We start from the raw sequence: 22,176 nt of genomic DNA on the forward strand, positions 1-22,176 counted from the left end.
GCAAAGATATAGGCCACAATCATAGCATGTGGTTTCTGTTCCACCATCCCCTTATAGGAATAAATCATGACCATGATCGTCGTATAAAGTAGCACCATGTCCGTAATAACGCCATGAGCTACGGTCCAGAACATGAGGGATGTACCAAGAACACCGGCCGCAATTAAGCCGAGGGCCCACTTGCCGCTCATAGTACGCGTCGATTGATACATAGTCGCTACAGATAAAGCGCCAAAGATAGCACTTGGTAAACGAACCACCCAATCGGCAATACCAAAGATTTTAAACCCAAGGGCAATGAGCCAATAAATCATAATCGGTTTATCGTACCAATAGGTGCCGTAAATTTGAGGCGACAACCAATCTCCGGAGAGAACCATTTCCTTAGCAGTTAACGCATAGTTAGATTCAACAGGATCGGTAACAGGCAACATATTATTGCCAAACAAATAAAAAACGAGCCATACAATGAATACGACTGGTGTTAATCGTGAAAGTTTCATAAAGGGCCTCCTTATCGGCGATTGCGATAGTATTTAAAGCCCAACACAGCAGCTATAATAACGAATACAACGATCATAATAATCAAGAACTCATGATTGTATTGGATTAGATCCTTCCAATTTTCACCAAGCACTTTTCCTAAATAAACGAGAAGGATTGTCCAAGGAATCGTACCGAGTACTGTCCAAATGACAAAATGCCACATAGGATAACGAGCCATACCAGCTGGGAAGGAAATGAACGTACGAACACCTGGCAACAAACGACCAAAGAATACCGCTGCGCCACCATATTTATTAAACATCTTTTCAGCTAGCTCAAATTTATGTTCATTAAAGAATATGTATTTACCGTATTTCAAAAGGAGCGGACGTCCGCCGTACTCACCCATCCAGTAGGATAAAATAGAGCCCACGATCCCTGCTAAAATACCTACAACCATAGTCGTATGTAGATCAAATATGCCTTGAGCGATTAGATACCCTGCAAAGCCAAGAACGATTTCACTAGGAATAGGAATGTTGGCATTTTCCAGAACCATTGCAATAAACATGGCTGCATAGCCATACGTTTCCATGAACGAAATAATATATTCCACTGTTTTACCCCTTTTAAATTCCCATATGGGTTCCATATGTACAAAATTTTGCACATAGCATTTTCATTGTTATCATACCTATTCGGTATACCTTATATTTTACCATAATAAAAAGGCCCTCACCACAGGTGAAAGCCTTTTTACTATTTAACTGTATACGATTATTGCAATTCAGTAGTTTGAGTTGTTACTTCACGAGCCGTAGTAAATGCAGCTAGTTCTGCATCACCAGAACCAAGAATTACTTTGTTAGCTACTAGCGCGTTAGCCGCTGTTTTAGCATCTTGTAAAGTAATTCCAGCACGAGGAGCACTAATTGTGACTGATGTGCTTTTACCACCGACCGTAGAAAATGTAAGATATACAACGCGTTTTTCCGCCATGTGGGCGCCTCCTTTCACGTTTCATAAACAAGTTCTCAAATCTAGATAGAACGAGGCAATCGTTGGAATTATATAGTTCCTCTAAGATCAAATATGTCTATCTACGATTCATATCAATAAGGATGGGAATGTGTGGACTTGCGATTTTTATACCTTGTTACGACTATTTATAGGTATATAAAATCAGCAATAAGGATGTGTTTGGATCACCTACAAAAGTAATTTAATCATCTTGATTAATGTCCTAAGGATACTTCATTGACGCGGACCACGTCGGACAAGCTGTGGTCATACAAGGCTGCCAGCGCATTACCAACGGTTTTCACATTATCGTCGGACGCTTCTTCTGCAACACGAGTATAGGTTACGTCTTTGTACTTCGGCGCATCTTCGGTGCCGATGTTAAAGCGCAATACCAATTTTGTGCGTTTAATGTTAGCCATCGTATCACCTCCTTTCACCCTCTTATATTCCTGAGGTTCCCTCTCGACAACCCCCTCTAGAATAATTACGGTAATCATTGTGAAAGTCTGGGAACTACGGCTCTAACTCTGTACTTATGGCAGTAACTATATACTTCTTATACCAACTATATAACTTCAAAAGTAACTATATAGATTTCATTAAACTTCTAGCAGTATTAAAACAATAAGGTTCTTATAAATACAAAAAGACCTTTACCAATTCCTAGTTATATATAGGAACCGTAAAGGTCTATAAGATCTATGAGTACTATAAAGCGCCATTAAAAATAGTACTGGTATGTTAAACCGCTTAAGTTCAACACTATTCAGTTTTCAATGCCAACATAAAGTCATAGGCTTTAACGGCTGCTTCTGTATCCACAAAGTGTAATGGATTTAACATACGACAGAATTTAAAGAGACATTCGTGTTTACGTAAAACATCTTTCACATGTAATACAGTATCTCGAGCCGTACGAGCAGAGCTATAACCATTCATCATGGCATATAGGTAAGAAATCGGCAAATTATCTTCACGCAAGTAGCTGTGAACGAAGATCAGCAAATCCCAACCTTGCGCTGTTAATTCAGGCCAACGACGGCCATTTTCCCAATCTAACAAAGTAATCTTATCTGTATCAGGATCATAGGTAATATCTCTCATGGCAGGGCGCCCATGAGATAAACCATAGTCATGGAGTTGTCCCAATGTTTTACCAAAGATATAGAAGATATGAGTCACCATATCTTGTAAGCTATCATCATCAGGATGTTGAGCCGGCAATTCGCTATAATAGGTTAATGTTTTACCAGACCCTTCTGTAACGAAATAATGCTCTCTAAATCCAGCAATTACAGGCGCTACAGGTAGCTGTGTATTTATAAAGGATATTTTATAGAACTCATAATCAAAGGCAGCTCTAGGAGATGGTTTAATCCAACTAGAGCGGCGATTACTGATATCTTGCTTTACATAATAGGTTTTATCGTTAAACTCTACAGGAAAAACACGATGGTCTTTCTCTTGATCAATCATGCGATCGATATATTCTAATAACATATCATTCATTATGGCCTCCACTTGTATAATACTCTACAACACTAATACTCCCATTTATACAGAATCTAAATTATTGAATACAAAACTCTCCATCTAGGCTAAGTAAGTGCACTCATTACACATAGCCTCATATTTGTTCATATCCATTCTTATTCAAATAGATTATATATCTCTATAATTAATTAAAAGTAACAACACATTAGTTGTTACTCATATAAGTGTATACAATTAATGTTTTTATTATACTACAATTATGACCTGATATCAAAAGAAAAACCCCCTAGCCTAAGCTAGGGGGTTCTTCTGGTAATTATGATAATAGGTTTAGATTTAAGACAGTACGAGGACCAACTGAGGTCATGTCTAAATCAAACGAATTAACCAACGAATTTAGTCACTGCTGCAGTATCAGTTAAGTGACGTTTAGGCATGCCCATTTCTTCAGGGGAGATGCCAAGAGCAAGACCCACTAATTGGGACATGTGCAAGATTGGCATATCTTTGCCACCGCCAACAACTTCTTTTGCTTCTTTTTGGAACATATCAAGTTGCATTTGGCAAAGTGGGCAAGGAGTTACTACGCAATCTGCGCCTTCTGTAGCTGCATCTTTGTTGATGGAGCCAGTCATTTGCATTACGGAATCATGTGCAGGGTATACAGCATGGAAACCGCAGCAATCAAGTTTACGAGAGAAGTCGATTGGTGTAGCACCGATAGCAGAGATCAAATCTGCTAAGGATGTAGGCATTTGATAATCTTCGAAGCCCAATTCAGTTTGAGGACGAAGAATATGGCAACCATAGTATTCAGCTACACGTAAACCAGTTAAAGGTTTAACAACTTTAGCTTTCAATTTATCCAAACCGTAATCGCGGATCAATACCCATAAGAAATGAGTAATATCAGTTGTACCGCGGTATTGTTTACCGATTTGAGCTAATTTTTTGTTAACTTCGTTCTTTTCTTTTTCGTTGTTATCAAGCTCGTTTTTAGCTTCACGAAGCATCAAAGTACAAGTGTTACATACAGTTAAAAGGTTCAAACCTTTTTCTTCTGCCAATGCAATGTTACGAGCATTTGTAGCAAGTGTAATTTCTGGAGCGATGTCTTGAACGTGGGACGCGCCGCAGCAAGTCCAACCGTCAAGTTCTTCCAACTCGATGCCTAATTTTTTAGCTACAGCAACTGTTGCTAAGTAGTCTTCTTTGGCAGCGCTTTCAAGAACGCAACCTGGGAAAAATGCGTATTTCATTATTTGCTTACCTCCTCAGCTGCTTTCATAAGTCTGCGAACACCATCAATACCATTTACAGGTTTTTGAGGTACTACAAGTTCGAATGGATTGATTTTGCTGTGTTTCCACAAACGTAAAGCATAGAATGCTTGTTTAGCGGAATCAACAACACCATCAGATTTCAAGCTCATAGAAACTTCTTTCAAGCGACCAGTTTTGTAGAGATCGTCTTTGAAAGCAACTGCATGGCGAACGCCTTTGCTGTTAGTAAGACCAGCTTTTGTAGCTTCTTTACGCAAGTTGGAAATATCTTGAGCAGGTTTTAAGTGTTTAGGGCAACGGGAGATACAGTTCATGCAGTGAACACATTTCCAAAGACCGTTGTCGAATGCAGGTTGAATGTGAGCCATAGGTGCATCATCACGGCTATCCAATACGAAACGGTTAGCTTTTGTGAATACATATGGTTCTAAGAAATCATCTTGACGTGCAGTCAATTTGTTACATTCAGATGCGCAGCAACCACAAAGGATACATTCTGTACCAGCAACGAATTTTTTGAAGTCAGCTGGAGTTTGGCGAACGATTTTGTCACCTTCGTTGAATTCTGCTTTAAGGAAGATCCAAGGAGCAACTGTTTTCAAACGATCAACTTTTGCTTCCCAGTCAACAACTAAGTCACGGATAACGCGGAAGTTGCCAATAGGTGCAATTGTCAATTCATCAGTACCATAACGTTCTGTTAATTCGTCGATTTTAGCTTCGCAACCAAGCATTGCTTCGCCATTTACACGAATGGAGCAAGCGCCGCAAACTGCGGAACGGCAAGCTGCCAAGAATGTTAAAGTTGGATCTTGAGTATCTTTAATTTTTTGAAGGCCCCAAAGAATTGTACGGTCAGCTTCATAGTCGAATTTGAAAGTCTGTACAAACGCGCGACCTTGTTGGTAACGGTGAATATGGTAGGTGATTTGTCTCATCTTAGTACTTCCTTTCTTGTGGTTCGTATTTAGTGAACACTACGTCGCGTTCAGTCAATTCGTACTCGCCGTTAGCACCCAATTTGATCAAAGAGTGTTTTAAGTATCTTTCATCATTACGTTTTGGATGGTCTTCACGGATATGAGCACCACGAGATTCACGACGGTGTAAAGCGCCCATAGCAATAGCTTTAGCTACTGTTAACATGGAACCGATTTCACAATAGTTAACGAATGCCATGTTGTAAGTACGTTCAGGGTCACCTACATAACAAGTTTTGTAATCTTCCATCAATTGATCGATTTCTTTTAATGCTTCAGTAATACCTTCTTCATTACGGAAGATACCTACTTTGTTCCACATTGCATCAGCCAATGCATCGCGGATTTCAACTACTGGACGGCCACCTTCACGAGTTGTTACTTCAGTGAATTTTTCTTCCCAGTGTTTAGCAGCTGCAGCTAATTCTGCATCTACGTTAACTTGTTCATGTGTTTCAGCATAGTCAGCTGCACCAGCACCGGATACTTTACCGAATACTACGCCGTCTGCCAAGGAGTTACCACCTAAACGGTTAGCACCATGGATGGAGATACAAGAAGCTTCGCCGGAGGAGAACAAACCAGGCAATTCACATGCACAAGTTTTGTAATCTACTACGTCGATACCGCCCATTGTATAGTGACATGTAGGACGAATAGGTACTGGTTGAGTCAATGGATCGCAATGTTCGAAGCACATAGCCAAGTCACGGATACCATGAAGTTTTTCGATGATAACTTCAGGTCCTAAGTGACGAAGGTCAGCTACTACGTATGCGTTAAGACCAGAACCGAAACCACGACCTGCAGCGATTTCATCTTCGATTGCTTTCGCTACAACGTCACGGGATGCTAATTCCATTTTGTTAGGCGCATATTTTTTCATGAAACGTTCGCCTTCAGCGTTAAGAAGGTAACCACCTTCACCACGAACCGCTTCGGACATCAAGATACCAGTACGACCAAGACCAGTTGGATGGAATTGAATCATTTCCATATCTTTCAATGCATTACCAGCGCGGAACGCTGCTGCCATACCATCGCCTGTGGAAAGGAATGGGTTAGTAGTACGAGTCCAGAAGATACGGCCTGCACCACCAGTAGACAAGATAATAGCTTTAGCTTTAATTTGTTCTACGCGACCTTCTTTCATGTTCCAAACTACAGCGCCACCAACGTGACCTTCTGCAGATTTAACAAGATCTAAAAGGTACCATTCTTGTAAGAAGTGTACGCCTTCTTTCAAGCATTGTTCGTAAGTTGTGTGCAAAATAACGTGACCAGTTTTATCCGCAGAGTAGCAAGTACGTGGATAGGATTGACCACCGAAGTTACGTTGCGCAATTTTGTTTTCTTGAGTACGGGAGAATGGAGCCCCCATGTGGTCCATTTCAAGTACGCCTTCTGGACAACGAGAGCAGAAGAATTCAATCGCATCTTGGTCGCCAAGATAGTCAGAACCTTTTACTGTATCGAAAGTATGAGTTTCGATTGTATCTTCAGCTGCAACGTTATTCAAACATGCATTTACACCGCCTTGCGCCATTGCTGTTGCAGAGCGAGTTGGGAAAATTTTAGTAATAAGAGCTACTTTTAAGCCTTTGCGACGACCAACTTCAAGAGCCGCGCGTTGACCAGCACCACCGCTACCTACTACTAGAACATCAAACTGTTCCATAATGACCTCCTCATAACTACCTATTAATAAGAAAACTTGTTAGACTATCTCATTTCAAAAACTTATAAAAATTTTTGATAACCTAATCATTTTTCTTTCAAGAAAAACCTCATACTTATGCGATTCTTCTTATTTCTTTACCTATAATTATAGAGAGCATTTTGTATGATGTCTAAACCCTATTATGCATAATTAATTTCGATTAATCTAACTGATAATCTATTTCACTTATTGTTTTTCTTGTTTACTTATGAACATTTAAAATAGATTTATGAATATTTCATACAAGAAGTTAAGGATATTACGAAAGTAATTCGGTTCCGAAATTTTTGTATATTTTTATTTCTTACAATACATCAACTAGCCCTATAAATACTGTGTTTATTCAATATCGAAATCATTCATAATAATTAATATCCGTTAAATTCCTACCAAAACCACCTCGATTTTAACCATCGAAAATCATTAAATTTCTACGACTATCATTGGTATTTATCTCTCTGATAATTATTATCACAAGTTTTTCTAGTGATTTCTTTCACACTCGCCAAAATTGGTAAAATCAGGTCTATCTATGCGCATACGGCAATCTTCGATATAGTTCATCTTCATTCATTAGCAGAATTCATTAAGTTTCAAGTTTTTCCCGTCTTTTGGCTTTAAAAACATGAAGAAGGCGCTTATAAACTCGCATATACATTCATCTTTTGCTCATTCCTGTTGTATAAGGTATGATAATAGATAAATAAGTTATATAATATTATATATATAGTCACCCTTATATGGTGTTGTGGCTTTCACAAAAAAGAAAGCTTATATATATAATGACTATATTAATGTAGTTGGAGAGCTATATTTTTAACTCATACATAAGGAGAACAGAGAATGAAAATTTTACTTGTAGAAGACGAAGAAATGCTGAATGGCATTACCGCCAAATATTTGCGTGCAGAGAATATGACAGTTGACACATGCTTCAATGGTCAACAAGCTATTGATTATGTAAATACATCCAGCTATGACGTTATCGTTATGGATATTATGATGCCAGTTCTTGACGGCATTAGCGCTCTTGCACAAATGCGTAACGACGGCAATACAACACCTGTATTGCTTTTAACTGCAAAAGATTCCTTACAAGATAAAGTTACAGGCCTCAACACAGGCGCTGACGATTACCTTGTAAAACCTTTCGATCTTGAAGAATTAACAGCTCGTATTTATGCATTGGCTCGTCGTAATGCGCGCCATGCACAAAATGATATCCACGTAGGTCCGCTTACAATCAATGTGCCACAACGTACCGTTAAACGCGATGGTGAAACAATCACATTGACTGCTAAAGAATTCGACCTCTTATTCTATTTAGCAAGTAACGAAAACATCGTATTATCCCGTCAACAAATCCTTGACCATGTTTGGGAATACGACTATGAAAGCTACTCTAATCTTATCGATGTATACATCAAAGATTTACGTAAAAAGATCGATACTGATGAGAATGTAAAACTCATTCAAACAGTTCGTGGAGTAGGGTATGTCCTCAAAACAGAAAACTAATGATCCTCACCGAGATTTAGACACCATGTCTGGGGCAGCTACCGATTTATTTAATCGGCTGCCCCTCACTTTTAAAATTATGTCTTGGTATACCATCTTTTTGCTCATCATTTTGATGGTTGCCTCTGCCTGGATTTATGCATATACGCACGAGTCCGATAACAAAGAAGTACGTGAGCGCTTGCAGCAGCAAGCAATGATCATGGCTACGGATATTCGCAAATTTAAACCGTACCAAGATAATACATTCTTCTTTGTTTCCACCCAAGACGGCTATATTATTAAAGGCGCCTTACCAGACGGCTTCCCAAACCAAACAGTCCTTTCCTTAGGACAGGTTGGAGAAATTGCTGTAGGTGACGACACCTTCTATTACTACGATACGCCGGTTAACGAACCAAACTATCGTGGTATTTTGCGTGCTGTTACAAAGGTAAAAACAGCCTCTAAAAAGACTGAAAATCTATTATATAGTTTATTATTAGGTGATGTTATCTTCTTGTTGATTTCATCACTAGGTGGTTATCTATTCATCAAAAAAGGCCTCAAGCCGGTCCGAACCTTGACGAAAACAGCTAAGGTTATCGGCAAGAACAATGACTTGAGCCGCCGTATTGATATTCCATCCCGCACAGCGCGAGATGAAATCTACGAGCTTACCACCACATTCAACCGCATGATTTCAGGTCTGGAAGACTCCTCTAATCGGGAGAAACAGTTTAGTTCTGACGTATCTCACGAGTTGCGTACACCAATTGCTGTTATTAAAGCAGAAAGTGAATTTGCTTTAAAATACGGCCGTACAGAAGACGATTTGCGAGAAGGCTTAACACATATCTTAGAACAAGCCAAGTTTATGACTAACCTCGTAAGTCAATTGCTCGATGTAGCACGCCTAGAGAATGCGCATGAACTCAACTTAGCACCTGTAGATGTATCATTGATGTTAACCAATATGGTTCATGACTATACACGACTCGTTGCGGAGAATACAGAAAAAAAGATTTCTATCACATCCAATATTCAACCGCATATGAGTATCGTGGCTCATGAAGTGTCCTTACGTCGTGCCATTACAAACTTGGTGGACAATGCTATCAAGTTTACGAATTCCACCATCGACATTTCAGCCAAGCTTGCCGGCGGTGAACTTGTTATTACGGTAACAGATAACGGCATCGGTATCGAGCCAGAAAACCTTGAGCATATTTGGGATCGCATGTACCAAACAGAGCAATCTCGAAACAAGAAATCAAATCACGGTATTGGACTTGGCTTATACTTTGTAAATAAGGTAATTAACTTGCACCATGGCACAGTAACAGCCGCAAGCGAGCCACAAGTAAGAACTACATTTACAGTACGATTGCCGTACAACAGAACAGAAGAATAAACTAAAGGGACTGACCAACGGGTCAGTCCCTTTTATTATGAAGCGCTTAATTATTTAGCATTTAATTGTTTAGCCTATGAATTGTTGCCATAGTGGCATATACACATATTCGAGGAAGGTCCATACAACGAGCCCTGCAATAGCACCAACAATGGCACCATTGATACGGATCCAGCTGAGGTCATCCTCTACCTTAGATTCGATGAAGTAAATAAACTTCTCTGTGCTAAGGCCGCCAAGAACTTGGCGGATAATAGTCTCAATGAGGTCATAACCTTGTTCAAGGACGTAGATCCCTATATCGTGTAATGTATTTTCAATACGATTTCTCAAATCTTCGGATTGGCCATATACAGTCCACAATTCAAGAGCAATATTCACGAGAACTTGTGCAGGTGTTTCCCCATTTTCATCCCCTACAAGTAATAATTCCTCTACATAAGGGCATAAATGGTTTTCAATGACAGATTCCCAATCTTGTTCACGAATCCAACGTTCCCACGCTTCATCGAGAGCATCACAAACCTCGCGATTCTCTTCTATATGACGAATTGGGTCTACCCATTGGCGAAGCCATGCAGTCCGTTCAGGACTATTCGGACGCTTCCAATTTTCAAGCATAGCATAGGCCTCTTGAACGATAGCCTGTGCCAGTTCATGGTAGTTCACCACATCGGTCGCTTCAGACATAGAGATGAGGAAATCAGACCAGAAGCCTTTTCGCTTTTTCTTATGCGCCTCTTCTGCTACAACCGCTGTAAGCCACGTAACCATAGCTGGATGGTTAATACGTTCTTGAATTACATTCAATACCTGTACAACCATACCTTCATAGCGATTATGTTCACATAAGTCGAGTAACACGTGTTTCAAAACCGGTACTAGTGAATGTTTTTGAAGCAATCCACGGATGCGTTTTGCCCCCCATTGTGCCCATTCCTCGTTCGTTTGAGATTTCCACAACAGATGTAAACCTTGATGTATCACAAGGCGCGCTGCCCGCTGCCCTTCTGGAGATAGCAAAAATTTCTCGAACAATGGTACAAATTGAACATTGCTCAACAATACTTTACACCGTTCCTTGGTAAGCATCTTTGTTTCCACCAGCTTGATAACACCGTTGATAAGGCGATCCTTATTCCGAGGAATCAATGCTGTATGATATGGGAAACCTAATGGCTTACGGAATAATGCAGTTACAGCAAACCAGTCCGCCACACTACCGATAAGTGCGGACTGCACAGCCCAATAAAGCGGCTGATACCAGCTTTCACGGCCATAGAAAAATTGACCTATGAAAACAAAACAGTATAATACGGCGGTCAAACCAAGAATACCATTAGCACGTTGCCGCAAGGTGAGGGATTTCAAATACTGAATCATTTGAGCACCCCCTCTACTAAAAGGTATAAACCGTAGAATATACCACCTAAAACAGCCCCTACGAGGGAACCATTGATACGAACCATTTGAAGGTCATAGTACATCTTGCCTCGTACAATTTGGGTGATTTCATCAGGGGAATATCGAGATAACTCTTGTCCTACCACCTTATCGATGAGAGGGTTTAATTTTTGTAACCACGGAATACTGCGTAACAAGAAGAACCGTTCAAACGGTGCTTGCTTGTCTGGGTTCAGCAAAATCTCTGTACCGAGCACATTAAAGCGGCCGATAACGATGTCCATGAGGCGTTTCCAGTCCACAGTATCACCATCGATGAGCTTGCCTTCCCATTCTTCAAGAACCATCTTGATCCATTGATCTTTATGCTCTTCGATAAAAGCTTGCCACTCCGCATTAGTTTCCAAATTATTGAAGAAGCGAATGGCTTGGCCCCATACGTAACGACCTAAATCAGAGTCGATGGACTCATTATCCTTAAGGAATTGAACAGCCTTTTTCTGTACTGTTTCTACCAATCGTTCTGGTGAAAGCCCATCCCCGCCAAAGGCAATAGCCAATTCACGGAAGAAGGAATCCTTCGTATAGGTTTTCATAATGTCTAACATTACGCGGTACAAGTACGGATATACCTGATTTGATGCAATGACGCGCTGACAAGTACGATTAAAGTAAAGCCAGAAAATACTCGCCGTATGGCGTTCTAACATACAGCGGCCAAACAAGATAACGAGCGGTGTCGCCTTCCAGTTTGTAACGCCTTTGTATATAGCTTTATTGATTTCCTGACGCATAGGTTCAATATCCATATGGGATAAGACCTGATTCCCTACGCCGTACAAAATATCACGCATTTGGTCTTGTCCTACATCGCTCATGCCGTATTCAATAATGCGGACCATAACCCGTTCTTTTTTGATGGCATAGTACATTTGAGGCACGCGCAACAACTCTTCACTGAGCATGGTGCGACCAATTTGAATGAGTCGCTCTTTGCTGCGCGGTAAGATGGCGGTCTTGAAAGGAATGCCTAAGGGCTTCGTAAAGAGTGCCGTTACCGCATACCAGTCCGCCAAGCCGCCAATCATGGCTGCCCCAGAGACATGTGTGATAAACGCCCAGAACGTATCCTGTCTTTGTGGATATGCAATTAAAAATATAATAGCCATGACAACCAATAGGGTGGTTGCCACTGGTTTAGTTTTCATCATCACTTGATCCTAACTTACTGAATTACGTATATAGACTCTCCCCATATAACGTAGCGACCATAGAGGCCACGAACTTTCACATACTACAACAACTTGTGAAAGTATATTTAATATGTGTATCCATCATCTGCTAGAGCATCCGATTAACACTTCAGTTAAAATGTACATTCATCGCCTTCTTTTTGAGGTTCCCATACAGGGACATCGCCAAAGAGAGCTTTAAAATATACAGATGGTGTCCATAGTGGGCCATTTAGATGCATCGGAATAAAGGCTTTTTTCACCTCTACGCGGCGCAAAAACTCAATGCTGCCCCACTCCATAGCGTCTTCCAAACGATTATCTACAGGGAACATCGCTACATCGACAGACAAACCATCCAATTCTTTGAACTCACGCCATGCCATGCGCTTTGCATCAGCGTTATTCTCCGGCGTGTCACCAAGCCAGTGCCACCAGTTGAGATCACCGGCGTGGAAGATAGAATCAGAATCGATGTTAGCTGTATTTGTCTTTACGTAGAAAGAACCACCTTCATCGGTACTACCATACATATGAATGCCTACATCATCTAATGTCGCATCATGACCTGGGCGCATGGTAATGCATTTCTTTACCTTGCCTTCTAATGGCACATCTTGATGGCAAATGTAGCGTGTTTGAGGACCATCAAATTCTGTAATGGATGGATTAAAATGATCCGCATGAACATGGCTTACAAAGAACCAGAGCTCACGACCTCGCTTTGCTAATTGCCAAACAATATTGTTAGGATCTTTATAATAATCAAACACATAGCAACGCTTACCGTCATCTACAAGAAAGCCACTATGCGCTAAAAAAGTAACATTCAACATTATTATCAATACCTCTCATTTATTGAGAATTTATATCATTCGTATTGTTTATTATACCATATTTTTCTTAATACATGGCACAAACAAATGGCTATTTATATCATATATAAGGGCAGAAATGCCGCTGTCGCTTCTTAAATGCGGCCAGCGGCTTTCATATAGTCGATATATTGGTTCCCCCATTTTTCAAGAGATGCGAGAACCGCTTTAAACTCTGCCCCCACTTCGGTAAGGCTATATTCTACCTTAGGTGGAATAGTACCATATACTTCACGATGAACTAAACCGTCATCCTCCATTTGTCGCAGAGCTCTAGTAAGAGTGGCTTGCGTAATTGGATATAAGCGGCGCTCTAACTCACGGAAGCGCACAGGACCTTCAGATAATTCGTGCATGATCAATAAAGACCATTTGCCGGCTAATAACTTTTGGCTCGTTGCATAGGGACAGCGGCCCACTAAATCATGAACATTTACGAGTTGCTCTGCCATGGTGATTCTCCTTTTCTATGTGTAGAACGTTGTTCAAATCATAACACAAATTTATCGTATTGCAAGCATTTTATAGTATCTTTTTTTAGGGTACAAAACTTTTTGAATTTTTTTTACTCCGAAAATTGCAATAACAAGTTGAACATTACCAGCTAAATAGTCCATCAGGTCGCACAAGAATAAATCCTGTCCAGTTCGGCCTCGAAGAGTTCATCCGGTGTTCGGTATCCGAGAAGCTTCCGTGGCAACCCATTACACCAGAGTTCGATCTGAGCTATCTGCTCATTGGAATAGCTGTCGATCCGTTTTCCTTTCGGAATAAACCTACGAATTAATCCGTTATGGCGCTCCACCGATCCTTTCTCGCAGGATGTGTAGGGATGGGCAAAATAGACCAGTGTTTTACTCAGAGTCTCTAAATCAGATAGTGTCGAAAACTCGGAACCGTTGTCTGTGGTGATTGTCTTAAAGACATCATCCCAGTGTTCTTCAAATTGAGAATGAACTGTTGATAGAGCATTCATGACGCTGTTCGGATTACGACCGGGGATGCGAATCATCCAGTACTCCCTGGTCTTTCGCTCAATCATGGTCAATAGGGCATCATCGTTATTATTTTTTGAGCCGATAACAAGATCTGCTTCCCAATGTCCAAACTCCTTACGGTCATTTACAGATGCTGGGCGTTCTTCAATGCTCCGACCGAGAATTCGCTTATTTTTATGAACCTGTGTTTTTTTAGGTGACCTGCGAAGTTTTTCCGGAAGATCGATGTTCTTGATTCCAAGAAGTCCGAGATCAATGTAACCATAAAGTGTTTTTGTACAGACAATCTGATCTCTGGTGAATAATTCATTTTTCAAGGCACGGCCTACACAAGCATCAAGTGACCATCCTTCTTCGAAGAACTTCTGCTCTACAAAAGAGATGAAGTTAGATTTCTCGAAAAAGTCATAGTGCCGGCAGCATGACTGGCGATTTCGCTCATAAGCATCTTGACCAGCAGTGGCTTTATAACGGAGGATATTTCCTTTGTATAGTGACACAGTTCCGCGCTTGATCTCATTTCGAACGGTGTTCGGTGCGCAGCCAATTTCCTTGGCAATCCTGTTAGGACTCCATCCATCTTTGAGTCGAGTCTGAATCAAAACACGGCACTCAAATGTAAGATGTTGTCCTTTTCTGTGCTCATTTGCGGTATAATGTAAGTGGTCCATAGGGATTTTCTCCTTGTGAATAAAGTTTAGTCACTTACATTCTACCAAAGGAAGAGAGCCGTATGGACTTTTTGTATTACTTGTTCAACTTGATTTTACAATTCATCAATTTTTTTTACTCAGTAAACATCATAATTCTATTACTTTTGATAGTACCTATCACAAATGATTCTACTATTCAAAATAGATGCACCTCTATATAATGATGTCATCAGATGAACATATATTCACTAATCATATGTTAGAGTAGTTGCAAATGATCACTTCTAAACAACTTTGCCTAGTCCATAGGCCATCAAGCTTAGAATTAATTATTTGGCACTTTACATAAAAAGGAGAATCAACATGAACATTTTAGTGATCGGTGCAAATGGTAAAGCAGGTCGTCGTATTGTAGAAAAATCCCTCAAAGCAGGTCATCAAGTAACAGGCGTCGTTCGCCGCGAAGGTGCAATTAAAGGTATTCCAACTATCGTAAAAGACGCATTGCAATTAACTAAACAAGAATTAACTCAATTTGATGTAGTAGTAAATGCTACAAGCGCATTCACACCAGATATGTATCATTTACCAGCAGATTTGACATTATTACTTGTAAAAGCATTGGCAAATACAAATACACGCCTCATCGCTATAGGTGGTGCAGGTAGCCTCTATGTAGACGAAGATCACACAGTTCAACTAAATGATACACCAGAGTTTCCTCCAGAATTCCTAGTTCGTTCCAAAACTCATGCTAAATCTGACGATATCTTGCGTAAATTCAGCAATGTAGACTGGACAATGTTTACCCCACCACCAATCTTAGATGCAGATGGTCCAGAATCTAATGACTATATATTAGGTAATGAAAATGTTATCTTAAATAAAGAAGGCAAGCCGTATATCTCTTATGATACATTCGCACAAATTCTAGTGGATGAAATTAAGAACCACAAGTTTGGTCGTCAACGCTTTACAGCAGTGCAAAACTAACTACATAGATACAAAACATATCCTAGAAAATTTAGTTTTCCTAGGCCATAAACATCTTACATTGCTATATACACAAAAGAACCGCTAGTTACAAAACTAGCGGTTCTTTTCTTTACCATACTAAGTACGCTACTAAACGAACACTTTTAAGAAGCAAGAGATATTATAAATCAATGTCACTTATTCCCTAAAATTTAGTCGTCTGCCAAAATCATAATAATGTTTTAATAAAAGATTCCATTTCCATCGGTTTTACAACAGGCTCAAAGCGCCCTACCACATTACCTTTACGATCTATAACAAACTTAGTAAAGTTCCACTTTACCTCATCGTCCTTTAAATAGTTAGGATCAATGCCATTGAGATAGTCTGTAAGCATTTCTGTCTTATCACTAGGTGGGAACCCTTTAAATGGTTGCTCTTTAATCATATATTTGAATAAATCCAAGGCGCTTTCATCACGCACATCAGATTTCCCCATCACAGTAAAAGTAACCCCATAATTTACCTTGCAAAAGGATTGAATTTCGGTATTAGAACCAGGCTCTTCCTCGCCAAACTGGTTGGAAGGAACCGCAATAATTTCTAAACCTTGTTCGTTGTATTTCTTATAAAGAGCCTCTAACCCCTCATATTGGTGAGTAAATCCACACTTACTTGCCGTATTAACAACGATAAGAACTTTGCCTTCAAAATTTTGTAGTGATTGCAATTCACCAGACTTATTAGGCAGAGAAAATTGATATACAGACATAGTAACTCCTAACTTTCACGATAAAACTAATATTATATTAATAATGTTTTTACATCGTAATTAAATCTTGCCGTTCTTTCAGCCGCAGTTTTTTGCCACTCTGTAGGTGCTGTACCGTCTTTTTCTAGGAAGAATCCAGAGTCAAGGTAACGAATGATGATATAGTTGGAGTCCTTTTGATCAAAGCCATTACCACGACTAAAATCGATACCATGACCTGTATTGCGCGTTACGATGGCTTCTAATAATGGCAGGGTAATGGCATTCAACGTGATTTTCATATCACATTTGTCGAAAATCTTTTTGAAGAAGGAGCTAGGTTTTTCTTCCTTATAGACTAACAATTTGCTAATCGTACCATTAGAGGCACATACTACGCGGCGAATTTCATTAATAGGGATATCTACCTTACCATTTGAGATAACACCATTTTTAATGGTAATTTCTCGTTTTCCCATGTAGGAGTAATCAAGTGGCAATTGAAGGGTATCTAAATTTGCAGGAAAATCCGCTGTCAATTTATGGCGAGCAAAGGCAGCAATGATTGCTTTTGTTTCACGAATATTATGACCAGCATTAGATCCTTTACGGTCAGTGTCTAAATCTTGACCTTCTATGTTTTTCCAATTATGGTCTCTAAATATAATCGAATAGTTACTATTTGAATTTAAATATCTTGTAAGATATAGCTCATTTACGTCATCAAAATCAATATCAGTCGTAACAGTACCATTTGCATCTTTACAGAGTACACCATTGTAACTAATTGTTAACGTACGATCATTACTTTCAAAAACAACAGGATTTGTGTCGAATACAGAAATCATAGCCCTCTCCTTTTCACGACTCCAAACAGAATAATACTTGTATGTATCAAGTGCATTTACGTAATACATTGATTAAGTACATTAATCAACTTTATTTAGCCTAATCATACACCTTCTATATAGATTTATACAAACAAAAAAGCTGATTCCGAAGAATCAGCTTTTTCTATTTCATTGAAATATTTCAAATGAAGTTGTAGTTGAAATTAGATGCTTTCAACAGCAGCGATAGCAGCAACGTCTACAACGTCTTGAGCAGAGCAGCCACGGGAAAGGTCATGAACTGGTTTAGCCAAACCTTGAATCAATGGGCCAAGAGCATCAGCGCCGGAGAAGCGTTGTACCAATTTGTAACCGATGTTAGCAGCTTGAAGATCAGGGAAGATCAAGATGTTAGCTTTACCAGCTACGTTGGAGCCAGGAGCTTTCTTTTCTGCTACGGAAGGAACGATGGAAGCGTCCAATTGTAATTCGCCGTCGAATTTGAAGTCAACATTGCGTTCTTTCAAGATGTTAACAGCTTCTACTACTTTGTCTACTTCTGGAGTGGAAGCAGAACCTTTTGTGGAGAAGGACAACATGGATACGCGAGGGTCAGCCATGCCAACAACTTTGCGAGCTTTTTCTACAGTGGATTCTGCGATATCAGCCAATTGTTCGCTAGTTGGGTTAGGCAATACGCCGCAGTCGGAGAATACGAGCATACCGTCGTCGCCATATTCTTTTTTGCTGGTGAACATGAACATGGAAGAAGATACTGTTTTAAGACCTGGTTTAGTACCTACAACTTGTAATGCAGCACGCAATACGTTTGCAGTTGGGCAACCGGAACCAGCAACCATGCCATCTACTGCGCCAAGACGAACGAGCATAGCGCCGAAGAATAAGCAGTCACCTTTCATAGTTGCGTCAGCTTTTTCAGGAGTCATGCCTTTTTTAGCGCGCAATTCTACGAATGTATCAACCATTTCTTGGTAACGATCATAGTTAGCTGGATCGATGATTTCAGCACCTTCTACGGATACGCCAACAGCTTTAGCAGCTTCAGCGATTTCTGCAGGGTTACCAACGAGTACAGGTGTTACGAAACCTTCTTTCAAAATGATTTCAGTTGCTTTCAATACGCGTTCATCTTTGTATTCTGGCAACACGATTTTTTTACCTAATGGTTTTACTTGGTCTTTTAATTTTTGAATTAAATCCACGATTTTTGCCTCCTTAACATTGGCTTATGCCATATCAATACTATTATTATAGCAAATTCAACCTATAGGTAAAAGTAAAATTTATTTTCTAAGCCTATTATTCTAATTTTTATACTATCATTTTGATAATGGTGAAAGTTGGAATCTATTCCAACTTTTCTCTTTTTTCATTATTAATTTGGATTTCACTCCAACTTTCGTAAAATTTTATAGTGAATTTGGATTTCATTCCAACTTTTACCAAATTAATATAACAAAGCTAATCATTCAATATGTTGAACCATCTTCACATAAAACGATACAATAATAGAATATAATTAATAAGATTTACCTCACTTATTTACATAATATCGGAGGACTCATGGCCAATACAGAAACGACAATCAACGCAGTTATCAATCCCCAAATCAATGATGCCCCCATCGATATAAAGAGAACAATTAAGGCTTTAGAGCGCAATAATTTCGTAGTTCATTATTTTGAAACAGGTGCAGAAGCTGTTGATTATTTACGGTCTCGCATTCAGAACAAACGAGTGGCTATCGGTGATTCCCGCACCTTATTAGAGCTCAATGTACATGATGCTTTATCCGAGGTCAACGATGATATAACAGATATTCAACGTCCTCTCCCTGGTGAAAGCTTCCGGGACACTGCATTACGCACCATGGGCCGCGATGTATTTCTCACCTCTGTAAACGCCTTATCCCAAACAGGGGAGATGGTCAATATCGACGGCACAGGCAATCGTGTGGCAGCGTCTCTATTTGGTTCCCAAGAGGTGTTCTTTGTGCTTGGCACTAACAAGATTACCCCTGACTTAGCATCTGCTATTTATCGAGCACGAAATGTAGCAGCACCGCTAAACAGCAAGAAGAATAAGAAAAGCTCCCTCAATCCTTGTGCCAAATTAGAAGAAAAGTGTTATGACTGTGGTTCTCCGGATCGTATTTGTAATGCTTTAACAATTTACTACAAAAAGATGCGCAACATGCAAACTATGGAGATCATTATCATCAATGAATCCTTAGGGTTCTAATGGTTTGTGGCCCATTTAGAAAATCTTGTACGCTCATCTGCCCTAATCCAGATACAACTCTATAAATAGTGGACCATCGCGGATCGATAGCACCACTTTCAAGATCACTAATATAAGATTGGGCTAAACCAGACTTATCAGCCAACTGATACTGCGTCATGCCCAATTGTCTACGCCATAGTAAAATTAATACGCCTAGTTTGTGAACCTCTTGTCGAACCTGTATATCACGACAACATAGAATAGGATTCATAGCAACCTCTATCTACTTTCACACTCAACACATGGTTATGCCTTTACTATACCCATATCGTAGGTTGACTGACTAGTAGCAGTTGAAAAGTAATAACACAAAAGCCTTACTAAAAACTAATGTATCAATTAGTTCTAGTAAGGCTTTTTTCTATACATATTATGTTCTGTATGTTTTCAACAATTCGTGTAATTTTTGTATATATAGAGATAATTAGTACTAAACATGTACTATATTACACCAATCAGCATAGATAATATCTAGATTTGTATAGTTTCTATACATTATCCATTCATTATGAATACACTTGAATAGTAATGTTACTAGCTTATATCATTATCCGCTATAGGGTTATTGGTTAGCACTTTCTTGAGCTTTTTTGATTTCCATGTATTTAACCATGCCATCCACAGCTTTTTTAGCTTCGCGCATCGCCAATACTACAGTAGCCGGTTTATGTACAACGTCACCACCAGCGAAGACGCCGTCACGGTTAGTCATACCATATGGATCTTCAGATGTAATGATGTAGCCTTTTTCGTCTACTTTTAGGTTATTACCTTCGCCGATAAGACGAGCATTTGGTTTATGACCAGCAGCGATGATAATTTTATCTACAGGCATAACTTGGAACTTACCAGTACCGTGGATGCCTGCACCATCTTCGTTAAGAGCCATCACTTCATATTTGAAGCCTTCTACCTTGTCTTTACCTTCTACGCCTACTGGAGAAGCGAACCATTGGAATTGGACGCCTTCAGCACGAGCCTCTTCGTATTCAGACAATAATGCTGGCATTTGTTCTTGGCTACGACGGTATGCCACAGTAACAGATTCACAGCCTAAACGTACGCATGTACGAGCCGCATCCATCGCTACGTTACCACCGCCGATGATAATTACGCGATCGCCTTTTTTAACAGGAATTTGAGCTTCATCAAGCTCGCCATTTTCCACTAATTGTACATTCGTCAACAAGTACATTGCTTGGAATACACCATGCACTTCATCGTTTTCCATGCGTACTTCTTGAGGAATATGTGTACCAGTACCGATAAAGATGGAGTCAAAACCTTCTGCGAAGAGTTCATCCAATGTTTTATCTTGACCGATAAATGTATTACATACGAATTTAACGCCTAAACCTTCAAGACGAGCGATTTCACGACGTACAACGGATTTAGACAAACGGAATTCTGGAATGCCAAATAAAAGTACGCCACCTGGTTCAGATTGACCTTCGAATACAGTTACCTCGTAACCAAGTTTAGCGATATCACCTGCTACGGACAAGCCTGCAGGGCCAGAACCTACAACGGCAACCTTACCAAGATCTTGTTTAATCTTCTTAGGTTTGCGAAGTTCATTGATACTTTCAAAATCAGCAGCAAAGCGTTCCAATTTACCGATATTGATAGGCGGTTTTTTCGCCTTATTCATGATACAGTTACCTTCACATTGGTTTTCGCGTGGACATACGCGGCCACAAATAGATGGCAAGTTTGTACGTTCTGCCAAGATATCATTGGCTAAACCAAAGTTACCGTGTGCGATAGCTTGGATAAAACGAGGGATTTCGTTTTCAATAGGGCAACCCATACGGCACAATGGTTTTGGACAATTTAGACAACGTTTCGCCTCAGCGAGCGCTTCCTCCATTGTATAATCCGCATCAAAATGTAGTGGTTTTAATTCGTTACTCATGGCACATGCCTCCTAACAAGGATCCAGTACTATACTTATACAGCGTTGCATGTACCTGAACAATCCGATGAGCCCTCTCACATAGGGATGTCGCCACATGCTGCTAAGATTTATCTTTTGTAACCATTCGATAGACGTGTGGTCACTGGTCAGACACACACTATTCTATAGTATATTCTAAATTGTGAAAGTCCCAACAGTCAAGCAAATAAAGCACCTTTTGTATACGAATATAGCCCCTATTCATGCAAGGATTGCATAGAAACGAATGGTAAGGTAACAGCAATTCTTAAGTGTATATTTACATATATATCCATGCATGTATACTGATAATAGACAGAA

22 protein-coding genes are annotated in these 22,176 nt (G+C 39.8%); 4 read left to right on the forward strand and 18 right to left on the reverse strand.

Going from position 1 to position 22,176, the window contains the following annotated elements; translation table 11 throughout:
- The 8 genes from Q7P05_RS07465 to Q7P05_RS07500 form a co-directional block, all read right to left on the reverse strand.
- Positions 1 to 503, reverse strand: a 503-nt coding sequence (locus tag Q7P05_RS07465; protein ID WP_303931412.1) for a glycosyltransferase family 39 protein, incomplete at its 3' end; no start/stop codon positions are given.
- Positions 504 to 514: 11 nt separating this feature from the next.
- Entirely contained in the window at positions 515 to 1,102 is a 588-nt protein-coding gene (locus Q7P05_RS07470; RefSeq protein WP_295868435.1) for a DedA family protein, read from the reverse strand.
- Between the two features lie 161 nt (positions 1,103 to 1,263).
- A complete protein-coding gene (locus tag Q7P05_RS07475) occupies positions 1,264 to 1,485 on the reverse strand; it encodes a DUF2922 domain-containing protein (RefSeq protein ID WP_009352278.1) in 222 nt (73 codons plus the stop codon).
- A gap of 236 nt (positions 1,486 to 1,721) precedes the next feature.
- Positions 1,722 to 1,928 carry a DUF1659 domain-containing protein gene (locus tag Q7P05_RS07480; RefSeq protein WP_009352393.1) on the reverse strand — a complete coding sequence of 69 codons (207 nt, stop codon included), beginning with the start codon at positions 1,926 to 1,928 and terminating at the stop codon, positions 1,722 to 1,724.
- Positions 1,929 to 2,271: 343 nt separating this feature from the next.
- On the reverse strand, positions 2,272 to 3,018 hold the full coding sequence (locus tag Q7P05_RS07485; RefSeq protein ID WP_227721527.1) for a hypothetical protein: 747 nt from the start codon (positions 3,016 to 3,018) through the stop codon (positions 2,272 to 2,274).
- Between the two features lie 368 nt (positions 3,019 to 3,386).
- Entirely contained in the window at positions 3,387 to 4,262 is an 876-nt protein-coding gene (locus tag Q7P05_RS07490; protein WP_005385098.1) for a CoB--CoM heterodisulfide reductase iron-sulfur subunit B family protein, read from the reverse strand.
- Entirely contained in the window at positions 4,262 to 5,224 is a 963-nt protein-coding gene (locus tag Q7P05_RS07495) for a succinate dehydrogenase/fumarate reductase iron-sulfur subunit (RefSeq protein ID WP_005385096.1), read from the reverse strand. Before Q7P05_RS07495 ends, Q7P05_RS07490 begins: the two co-directional genes overlap by 1 nt.
- 1 nt (position 5,225) lies before the next feature.
- Positions 5,226 to 6,944 carry an FAD-binding protein gene (locus Q7P05_RS07500; protein WP_119207237.1) on the reverse strand — a complete coding sequence of 573 codons (1,719 nt, stop codon included), beginning with the start codon at positions 6,942 to 6,944 and terminating at the stop codon, positions 5,226 to 5,228.
- An 885-nt stretch (positions 6,945 to 7,829) separates the two neighbouring features.
- Here Q7P05_RS07500 and Q7P05_RS07505 point away from each other — a divergent pair.
- Together Q7P05_RS07505 and Q7P05_RS07510 are read left to right on the forward strand one after the other, a co-directional pair.
- Positions 7,830 to 8,504 carry a response regulator transcription factor gene (locus Q7P05_RS07505; protein WP_005385087.1) on the forward strand — a complete coding sequence of 225 codons (675 nt, stop codon included), beginning with the start codon at positions 7,830 to 7,832 and terminating at the stop codon, positions 8,502 to 8,504.
- On the forward strand, positions 8,482 to 9,897 hold the full coding sequence (locus Q7P05_RS07510; protein WP_303931415.1) for a HAMP domain-containing sensor histidine kinase: 1,416 nt from the start codon (positions 8,482 to 8,484) through the stop codon (positions 9,895 to 9,897). The genes Q7P05_RS07505 and Q7P05_RS07510 overlap by 23 nt, the downstream gene beginning before the upstream one ends.
- A gap of 69 nt (positions 9,898 to 9,966) precedes the next feature.
- Here Q7P05_RS07510 and Q7P05_RS07515 read toward each other — a convergent pair whose 3' ends face one another.
- The 5 genes from Q7P05_RS07515 to Q7P05_RS07535 all read right to left on the reverse strand — a co-directional run bounded on the left by Q7P05_RS07515 (position 9,967) and on the right by Q7P05_RS07535 (position 15,077).
- A complete protein-coding gene (locus Q7P05_RS07515; protein ID WP_303931417.1) occupies positions 9,967 to 11,280 on the reverse strand; it encodes a DUF445 domain-containing protein in 1,314 nt (437 codons plus the stop codon).
- On the reverse strand, positions 11,277 to 12,512 hold the full coding sequence (locus Q7P05_RS07520) for a DUF445 family protein (protein ID WP_303931419.1): 1,236 nt from the start codon (positions 12,510 to 12,512) through the stop codon (positions 11,277 to 11,279). The genes Q7P05_RS07515 and Q7P05_RS07520 overlap by 4 nt, the downstream gene beginning before the upstream one ends.
- A 155-nt stretch (positions 12,513 to 12,667) precedes the next feature.
- Positions 12,668 to 13,369 carry an MBL fold metallo-hydrolase gene (locus Q7P05_RS07525; protein WP_295794534.1) on the reverse strand — a complete coding sequence of 234 codons (702 nt, stop codon included), beginning with the start codon at positions 13,367 to 13,369 and terminating at the stop codon, positions 12,668 to 12,670.
- 134 nt (positions 13,370 to 13,503) lie between these two features.
- A complete protein-coding gene (locus tag Q7P05_RS07530) occupies positions 13,504 to 13,860 on the reverse strand; it encodes a helix-turn-helix domain-containing protein (RefSeq protein WP_295232501.1) in 357 nt (118 codons plus the stop codon).
- A 164-nt stretch (positions 13,861 to 14,024) separates the two neighbouring features.
- Positions 14,025 to 15,077, reverse strand: a complete 1,053-nt coding sequence (locus Q7P05_RS07535; protein WP_227283837.1) for an IS30 family transposase — start codon at positions 15,075 to 15,077, stop codon at positions 14,025 to 14,027.
- A gap of 345 nt (positions 15,078 to 15,422) precedes the next feature.
- On the opposite strand from Q7P05_RS07535, the gene Q7P05_RS07540 reads away from it, so the two are divergent.
- Entirely contained in the window at positions 15,423 to 16,052 is a 630-nt protein-coding gene (locus Q7P05_RS07540) for an NAD(P)-dependent oxidoreductase (protein ID WP_303931425.1), read from the forward strand.
- A gap of 211 nt (positions 16,053 to 16,263) precedes the next feature.
- On the opposite strand, the gene Q7P05_RS07545 is transcribed toward Q7P05_RS07540, so the two are convergent.
- From Q7P05_RS07545 to pta, 3 genes are all read right to left on the reverse strand, one after another.
- Positions 16,264 to 16,806: a glutathione peroxidase gene (locus Q7P05_RS07545; protein WP_005385076.1), complete on the reverse strand. Its 543-nt coding sequence runs from the start codon at positions 16,804 to 16,806 to the stop codon at positions 16,264 to 16,266.
- 32 nt (positions 16,807 to 16,838) lie between these two features.
- A complete protein-coding gene (locus tag Q7P05_RS07550) occupies positions 16,839 to 17,633 on the reverse strand; it encodes a hypothetical protein (protein ID WP_303931428.1) in 795 nt (264 codons plus the stop codon).
- A gap of 206 nt (positions 17,634 to 17,839) precedes the next feature.
- Complete coding sequence (pta, locus tag Q7P05_RS07555; RefSeq protein ID WP_005378201.1) at positions 17,840 to 18,838, reverse strand: phosphate acetyltransferase; 999 nt, start codon at positions 18,836 to 18,838, stop codon at positions 17,840 to 17,842.
- 361 nt (positions 18,839 to 19,199) lie between these two features.
- Here pta and Q7P05_RS07560 point away from each other — a divergent pair, with 361 nt between their 5' ends.
- Positions 19,200 to 19,877: a lactate utilization protein gene (locus Q7P05_RS07560; RefSeq protein WP_295782338.1), complete on the forward strand. Its 678-nt coding sequence runs from the start codon at positions 19,200 to 19,202 to the stop codon at positions 19,875 to 19,877.
- Here Q7P05_RS07560 and Q7P05_RS07565 read toward each other — a convergent pair.
- Positions 19,855 to 20,130, reverse strand: a complete 276-nt coding sequence (locus Q7P05_RS07565) for a helix-turn-helix domain-containing protein (protein ID WP_105089889.1) — start codon at positions 20,128 to 20,130, stop codon at positions 19,855 to 19,857. The genes Q7P05_RS07560 and Q7P05_RS07565 overlap by 23 nt on opposite strands.
- Positions 20,131 to 20,481: 351 nt before the next feature.
- Positions 20,482 to 21,834, reverse strand: a complete 1,353-nt coding sequence (locus Q7P05_RS07570) for an NAD(P)-dependent oxidoreductase (protein ID WP_227721234.1) — start codon at positions 21,832 to 21,834, stop codon at positions 20,482 to 20,484.
- Positions 21,835 to 22,176 lie beyond the last annotated feature (342 nt).

Origin of the sequence: Veillonella dispar (assembly GCF_937975875.1) — a bacterium.
GTDB lineage: Bacteria > Bacillota > Negativicutes > Veillonellales > Veillonellaceae > Veillonella > Veillonella dispar_B.